At 72.1% G+C, this 6216-nt stretch carries 5 protein-coding genes; 2 read left to right on the top strand and 3 right to left on the bottom strand.

Annotated elements, in window-relative coordinates; translation table 11 throughout:
• Positions 1 to 62 precede the first annotated feature (62 nt).
• Together EBN03_RS31650 and EBN03_RS31645 are read right to left on the bottom strand one after the other, a co-directional pair.
• Positions 63 to 1682: an isovaleryl-CoA dehydrogenase gene (locus tag EBN03_RS31650; protein WP_122191841.1), complete on the bottom strand. Its 1620-nt coding sequence runs from the start codon at positions 1680 to 1682 to the stop codon at positions 63 to 65.
• 3 nt (positions 1683 to 1685) lie between these two features.
• Complete coding sequence (locus EBN03_RS31645) at positions 1686 to 2330, bottom strand: TetR/AcrR family transcriptional regulator (protein WP_122191840.1); 645 nt, start codon at positions 2328 to 2330, stop codon at positions 1686 to 1688.
• 78 nt (positions 2331 to 2408) lie between these two features.
• On the opposite strand from EBN03_RS31645, the gene EBN03_RS31640 reads away from it, so the two are divergent.
• Together EBN03_RS31640 and EBN03_RS31635 are read left to right on the top strand one after the other, a co-directional pair.
• The gene (locus EBN03_RS31640; protein WP_407671281.1) at positions 2409 to 3191 is read left to right on the top strand and encodes a crotonase/enoyl-CoA hydratase family protein; all 783 of its coding nucleotides are present in this window, start codon (positions 2409 to 2411) and stop codon (positions 3189 to 3191) included.
• A 217-nt stretch (positions 3192 to 3408) separates the two neighbouring features.
• Complete coding sequence (locus EBN03_RS31635) at positions 3409 to 4692, top strand: hypothetical protein (RefSeq protein WP_122191849.1); 1284 nt, start codon at positions 3409 to 3411, stop codon at positions 4690 to 4692.
• Positions 4693 to 4816: 124 nt separating this feature from the next.
• On the opposite strand, the gene EBN03_RS31630 is transcribed toward EBN03_RS31635, so the two are convergent.
• Positions 4817 to 6205, bottom strand: coding sequence for an SRPBCC family protein (locus EBN03_RS31630; protein ID WP_122191839.1), 1389 nt, complete (start codon positions 6203 to 6205; stop codon positions 4817 to 4819).
• Between the last annotated feature and the right edge of the window lie 11 nt (positions 6206 to 6216).

Genomic DNA, 6216 nt, shown 5'->3' with positions numbered 1-6216 from the left:
GCGCGGCCGCGCGGCCGTCCGGCGGGCGGCTCGGCGACGTGCCGCCCGCCCGCCGGAGCGGGTCAGGCCGGGACGCGCCGGAGGACGGCCTCGGTGTCGATACCGGCGGGCAAGGTGCCGAAGGCGACGCCCCAGTCGCCGCCGAAACGGCTGGCGCAGAAGGCATCCGCGACCGCGGGGTCGCCGTGGCGGACCAGCTGGGCGCCCTGCAACACCATGGCCATCAGTTCGACGACCCGGCGGGCGCGGAACTCGATGTCGTCGAAGTCGGTGAGCTCCTTGCCGATTCGGTCGATAGCGGCATCGAGGTGCCGGTCGGCGCCGCGTGCCTGACCGACCTCGTCGAAGTACGCCTCGACGGTCTCGGGCTGACGTCCCATGGCGCGCAGCGCATCCAGCGCCGCCACATTGCCCGAGCCCTCCCAGATCGACATCAGGGGCGCCTCCCGGTAGAGGCGCGGCATCCCGGAGTCCTCGACATATCCGTTGCCGCCCAGGCATTCCAGGGCCTCGGCGACGTGCGCGGGGGCGCGCTTGCACACCCAGTACTTGGTCACCGCCAAGGCGATGCGACGCAGCGCGGCCGCCGCCGGGTCGGCGCCCGCGCGATCGGTGGCGCCGGCCAGCGACATCATGACGGTGGTGGCGGCCTCGGACTCGATGATCAAGTCGGCCAGCACATTACGCATGGCCGGCTGGTCGACCAGGGTCTTGCCGAACACCTGCCGGTGCCGGGCGTGATGGACGGCCTGGGTGATCGCCATCCGCATCCCGGTCGCTGAACCGATCACGCAATCCAGGCGGGTCATGTTCACCATCTCGACGATGGTCTTCACGCCCGCGCCCTCGGCGCCGACCAGCCAGCCGACCGCGTTCTCGTACTCGATCTCCGAGGACGCGTTGGACTTGTTGCCCAGCTTGTCCTTCAGGCGCTGCAACCGGATCGGGTTGCGGCTGCCGTCCGGCAACACCCGGGGCAACAGGAAGCACGAGAGCCCGCCCGGCGCCTGCGCCAGGGTGAGGAACATGTCCGACATGGGCGCGGAGGTGAACCACTTGTGCCCGACGATCCGGTAGGAGCCGTCGGATTGCGGTGTGGCCGTGGTGGTGTTGGCGCGGACGTCGGAACCGCCCTGCTTCTCGGTCATCGACATACCGGCGATCAGACCGGCCTTGCCGGACGGCTCGCGGAGGCCGTAATCGTAAGTGCGCGAAGCCAACAGTGGCTCGAAGCGGGCCGACAGCTCCGGATTGTGCCGCAGCGCGGGCACGATCGCGTAGGTCATCGAGATCGGGCACATGTGTCCGGCGTCGGCGGCACCCCAGGTGAAGAACTTGGCCGCCCGGGCCGCGTGCGCGCCGGGCCGGTCGTCGACCCAGGGGGTGCCGTGTAGGCCGTGGGTGACCGCGACATTCATCAATTCGTGCCAGTACGGGTGGAATTCGACCTCGTCGATGCGGTGCCCGTAGCGGTCGTGGGTGCGCAGCACCGGCGGATTCTCGTTGGCCAGCCGCCCCCACTCCTGGACCTGCGCGCTGCCGGCCCTGATCCCGAGTTCGCGCACCTCGGCCTCGGCCCAGCCGGCGCCCTCGCGGTGCAGGCCCTCGATCAGGGCGGGGTGCCGGGAGAAATCGAAGGGGACCAGGGGCGGCACCTGGTTGAAGACGTCATGGGTGTGCACGGGTCACTCCTGGGTCGAGTCCGCGCCGGTGGCGCGCGGGGTGGGTGGGGAGACGGGCGGGACGCCGAGCGCGCGCAACGCGAAGGCGACCAGTTCGGGGAGCACGCTCGCGCTGTCCAGCTGGGCCGCGAGCGGGCCGACCAGCACCTCGCCGATGGCGCCGACCAGCGCCGCCGCGGTGGTGGGCGCGTGCTGCGGGGGTAGGTCGCCGGCCGCGACCCCGGCGGCCACCGCGTCCTCGAAGGTGGCGGCGAAGGCGCGGCGGAAGCGCAGCCGTTCGGCGTCGACGGCGGCGTCGACCGGCTCGGCCAGCAGGACGTAGGCCAGTTTGGGGTTCTTCAGCGCGCGGCCGGCGAAGGTGTCGACGGCGGCGGTGACGCGGTCGACGACCGGGCCGTGCGCGGCGGCCGCGGCGACCGCCGCCACCTCGCGGGTCACGACGTCGCGGAACACCCCGGTGACCAGCTCGGACTTGCCGCTGAAGTGCTTGTACACGGTGCCGGTGGCCACGCCGGCGGTGCTGGCGACGGCCGCTACCGAAAGGCCCGCGAAGCCCGCGGTGGACAGCACCTTGGTCGCGGCCTGCACGATCGCCGCCGCCTGAGCGTCCAGGCGGGCCTGGACGGCGGGGGTTCTGCGATAGGCCATACCAAGAAGTGAACACCGATTCACTTCTTTGTGCAAGGTATGGACAACAGGGGCGGTGCGAGGCATAGGGTCGAGGACGTGACTGATACCGACAGCCCGGCGGTGCGGATCGAGCGCGACGGCCCGGTGTTCACCGTGATCCTGGACCGTCCGCACGCCCGCAACGCGGTCGACGGCCCGACCGCGCGGGCACTCGCCGACGCGTTCCGCGAATTCGACGCCGACCCGGCCGCGTCGGTCGCGGTGCTGTGGGGCGCCGGTGGAACCTTCTGCGCCGGTGCCGATCTCAAATCGCTGGGCACCGAGCGGTCCAACGTCGTGACTCCCGACGGAGACGGGCCCATGGGCCCGACCCGGATGCGCCTGTCCAAGCCGGTGATCGCCGCCGTCTCGGGCTACGCCGTCGCCGGCGGACTGGAACTCGCCCTGTGGTGCGACCTGCGAGTTGCCGAGCAGGACAGCACATTCGGCGTCTTCTGCCGCCGCTGGGGCGTCCCGCTGATCGACGGCGGCACCGTGCGCCTGCCCCGCATCATCGGCACCGGGCGGGCCATGGACCTCATCCTGACCGGCCGCGCCGTCGGCGCCCCCGAAGCACTTCGGATCGGCCTGGTCACCCAGGTCGTACCCGCCGGCGAATCCCGTCGGGCCGCAGAGGAAATGGCGCGCCAGCTGGCCGCCCTACCGCAGACCTGCATGCGCTCCGACCGGATGTCGGTACTCGAACAGGACGGGCTCGACGAATTCGAAGCCATCGCAGGCGAACTCCGCCACGGGATGACCGCACTGCAGGACGGGGCGCTGGAAGGGGCGGCGCGCTTCGCCTCGGGGGCCGGCCGTCACGGTAGTTCCGCGGAATGAACCGCGTGCCGGGCGGGCCCGGATCGGCGCTTCCGGCAGTCATTGCGAGCGCACGGCCGATCGGCGGCGCCGCGTGCCGGGATCGGGATGCCGCGGTGATGCGGGTCTCCGCGTTTCGGTTCATGCCCGAATCGGTTGTGCCAGGAGATGTTCGGTCGATCGGTCGCGTCCCGGCGTCGGCCGTCCGCCCGGGCCGGTGGCGCGGGGTGCCGTGCGGATGAATCGGCTCGGGGTGGTCGACGAGATCTTCCTGCGTACCCATCGCGGGATGGGGACACCTATTGCGCTGCAAGGCATCTGGCGGACCGCCGCACCGGTGGAGCCGGAGTTGCTGCGTGCTGTGCACGCGGCGCTGCGGACCGGGCCGCTCGGCAGACGGGTGGTGCGAGCGCGCGTACCGGGCGCGCGGCCGTTCTGGCGGGTCAACCACCGCGCGCATCCGCTGCGCCTCGCGGACGAGCCCGTCGCCGATCTGCTGACCTGGGCCGATGGTCAGGGAGACGGCTTGGATCCCGAGACCGGGCCCGGGTGGCGCCTCTCGGTTGCCACGCTCGCCGACGGCAGCGGGGCCGTCGCGCTGACCTGTTCGCATGTGCTCGCCGACGGCCGGGGTCTGATCCATGCCATCGACCTCGCGCTGCGCCGGGTGCGGGAACCGCTCGGCGAGCGTGCGGTACCGGGGACGATCGGCCCGGACGGAAGCAGCGCGCTCGGGCGGGTGCCGCGTTCGGATTGGGCGGACGCGGTCCGGCAGTGGCGGCTGGTGCTGGGCGGGACCTCGCGGGCACTTCGGCGTGGGCTTCCGGCGCCGCCGGCGGCGGTGGCGGCTCGCTCGGCGGCCGCTGCCGGGCCCGAGTTCGTCCCGCCCGGCGCGGTGCTGCGCATCTCGGCTCCGGATTGGGATACGGCGGCTGCGGCCCACGGTGGTACGCCGAACTCGCTGTTCGTGCGGGCCGTCGCCGATATGCTCTGGGACAGTGGGTTTTCGGAGTCGACAATGGCGGTGAGCCTGCCGGTCGACACCCGGGACGAACCCCGGATCGACAACGATCTGGCCATGACGGACATCGTGCTGACCCGCGCCGACACCCCTGCGACGATTCGCGAGAAGTGCCGCGCCGCTTACGAACACCGGATGACCAGCCCGGGCGGGCTGCCCGAGGAGATCCTGCAGGTCATCCCGGATCGCCTGGCCCACCGGCTTTCTCGTGGTGCCGGTGAACGGGACATCCTGTGCTCCAACCTCGGCACCCTGCCCGACACGCTGGCGGCGCTCGGTCCCCATGGGTGCACCGGGGTCGCGGCCCGGGCGATCCATCCCGGACTGCGCGTTGCCGCGCTGCCGCGAACTCGCCTGTCGGCCTACCTGTCCCGCCTCGGAGACACCTACAGCCTGGCCCTGGTCGGACTGGACCCCGAGCACACGGCTACGCCCGCGGCCTTGCGAGAGCTCGGGCTCGCGACCCTGGCCCGGCTCGGTCTCGACGCCGTCGCGTGGTGAGTGGTTGTCGCGCGGCCGACCGGACGGCGGCTCGGGCCTCAGGGGGGTTGCCGGGTCGCAGCGCAGCGCGAAATTGTGGTCGTTCCCCCCGGAATCCGGGGGCGAACGACCACTTTCCGGTGCGTCAGGCCGGTAGGAGGTCGGCGAGCGCGTCGTCCACTGTGGGGTAGCGGAAGCGGAAACCGGCCGGGCCCAGGATTTCCGAGGTCGCGTGGCGGCCGGTGAGGCCGAGGGCGGGGTCGGTGCGCAGAACCACCGCGCCGACGGCGAGGATCGCCGCGGGAGTCGGCGGGGCCGGCGGGCGGTGCAGGTGCCGGCGCAGGGCCGCCATCAGATCACGGTTGCGGACCGGGAAATCGGTTGCGGCGACCAGGATTCCGTCGGGCAACCGGACCTGCGGATCCAGGCCCAGGGCGGCGCGGACGATCGCCAGCCAGTCCTGCAGGTGGATCCAGCTGAACCACTGCCGGCCGTTGCCGACACTGCCACCCAGGCCGGCTTTCGTCAGCGCGCTGAGCCGGCGCAGCGCGGGCGCCTCGGGATCGAGGACGATCGAGGTGCGCAGGATCGTCCGGTGCCGGGCGACGGCATCGGTGAACTCCCGCTCCCACGGCACCGCCACGCCGGTCATCTGGGGCAGCCCCGGTTCGGGCACGGGAGTGGTTTCGGTGCAGCGTATTTCACCGGCGTCCGACCAGATCGCGGTGGTGCTCGCCTGGATCCAGTAGTCGATCGGGCGCGCGAGCTGCCGCGCCGCGGCGACCAGGGCTGCGGTGGAATCCACTCGGCTGCTGCGGAGTTCGCGCACATTGGCCTCGGTGGGGCGGCAGTCCACGAGCTTGCCCGCGAGATTGATCAGCGCGAGCTCTCCGTCGCCACGGTCACTCAGCACGCGCGCCCAGTCGCCGACCGACTGTCCGTCCCACTGCACTTGAGCGAACGGCAGGGTCGGATCGATCCGCCGGGTCAGGACGGTGACCCGCTGCCCGCGGCAGACCAGGTCGGCGGCAACCTGCCGACCGAGTGCGCCACTGCCACCGGCGATCACGACGTGCAGGGCGTCCGGCGCCGGGGCGATCCCCGCCAGCTGCGCCAGCCTGGCGAAGTGCACCCGGCTCCCGAATTCGAGCGGCTCACCCGCGATTCGGCGCCACACCGGGGCCGACGGGCCCGACACGGTGAGTTCCTGCGTCAGCTCCGTGCCGCCCGGCACCGCGGCCAGTGTCCAGGTGAACCGCAGGACGCCCGCCGGTTCCGGCTGCTCCAGCGCGATCCGCCGCCCCGGCTCGAAAGCGCTGAGCACGAACGGTTTCGCCAGCCGCCCGTGGATCCGGGCACTGATCCGCCTGGCCGGAAGATAGTCCCCGGCAACCCCCGGCCCCGGTTCTCCCCGCAAGGTCACCGCCCCCACGGCCGGATTCCACTCCGGCCACCGCCGCGGATCGGCCAGCACCGCCCACAACCGTTCCGCCGAAACCCCGATGAACTGCGTGTACTTCGTCGTACTCCCCATACTCGGACGCT

Source organism: Nocardia stercoris (assembly GCF_003696265.1).
In the GTDB taxonomy this organism is placed as follows: domain Bacteria; phylum Actinomycetota; class Actinomycetes; order Mycobacteriales; family Mycobacteriaceae; genus Nocardia; species Nocardia stercoris.
The sequence above is the reverse complement of the archived record's forward strand: the minus strand, read 5'-3'. Positions and strand labels throughout refer to the sequence as shown.

Coding starts and splice junctions, on each gene's coding strand:
- EBN03_RS31645 (WP_122191840.1), bottom strand. CDS start 2,330: ATGGCCTATCGCAGAACCCCCGCCGTCCAGGCCCGCCTGGACGCTCAG.
- EBN03_RS31635 (WP_122191849.1), top strand. CDS start 3,409: ATGAATCGGCTCGGGGTGGTCGACGAGATCTTCCTGCGTACCCATCGC.
- EBN03_RS31630 (WP_122191839.1), bottom strand. CDS start 6,205: ATGGGGAGTACGACGAAGTACACGCAGTTCATCGGGGTTTCGGCGGAA.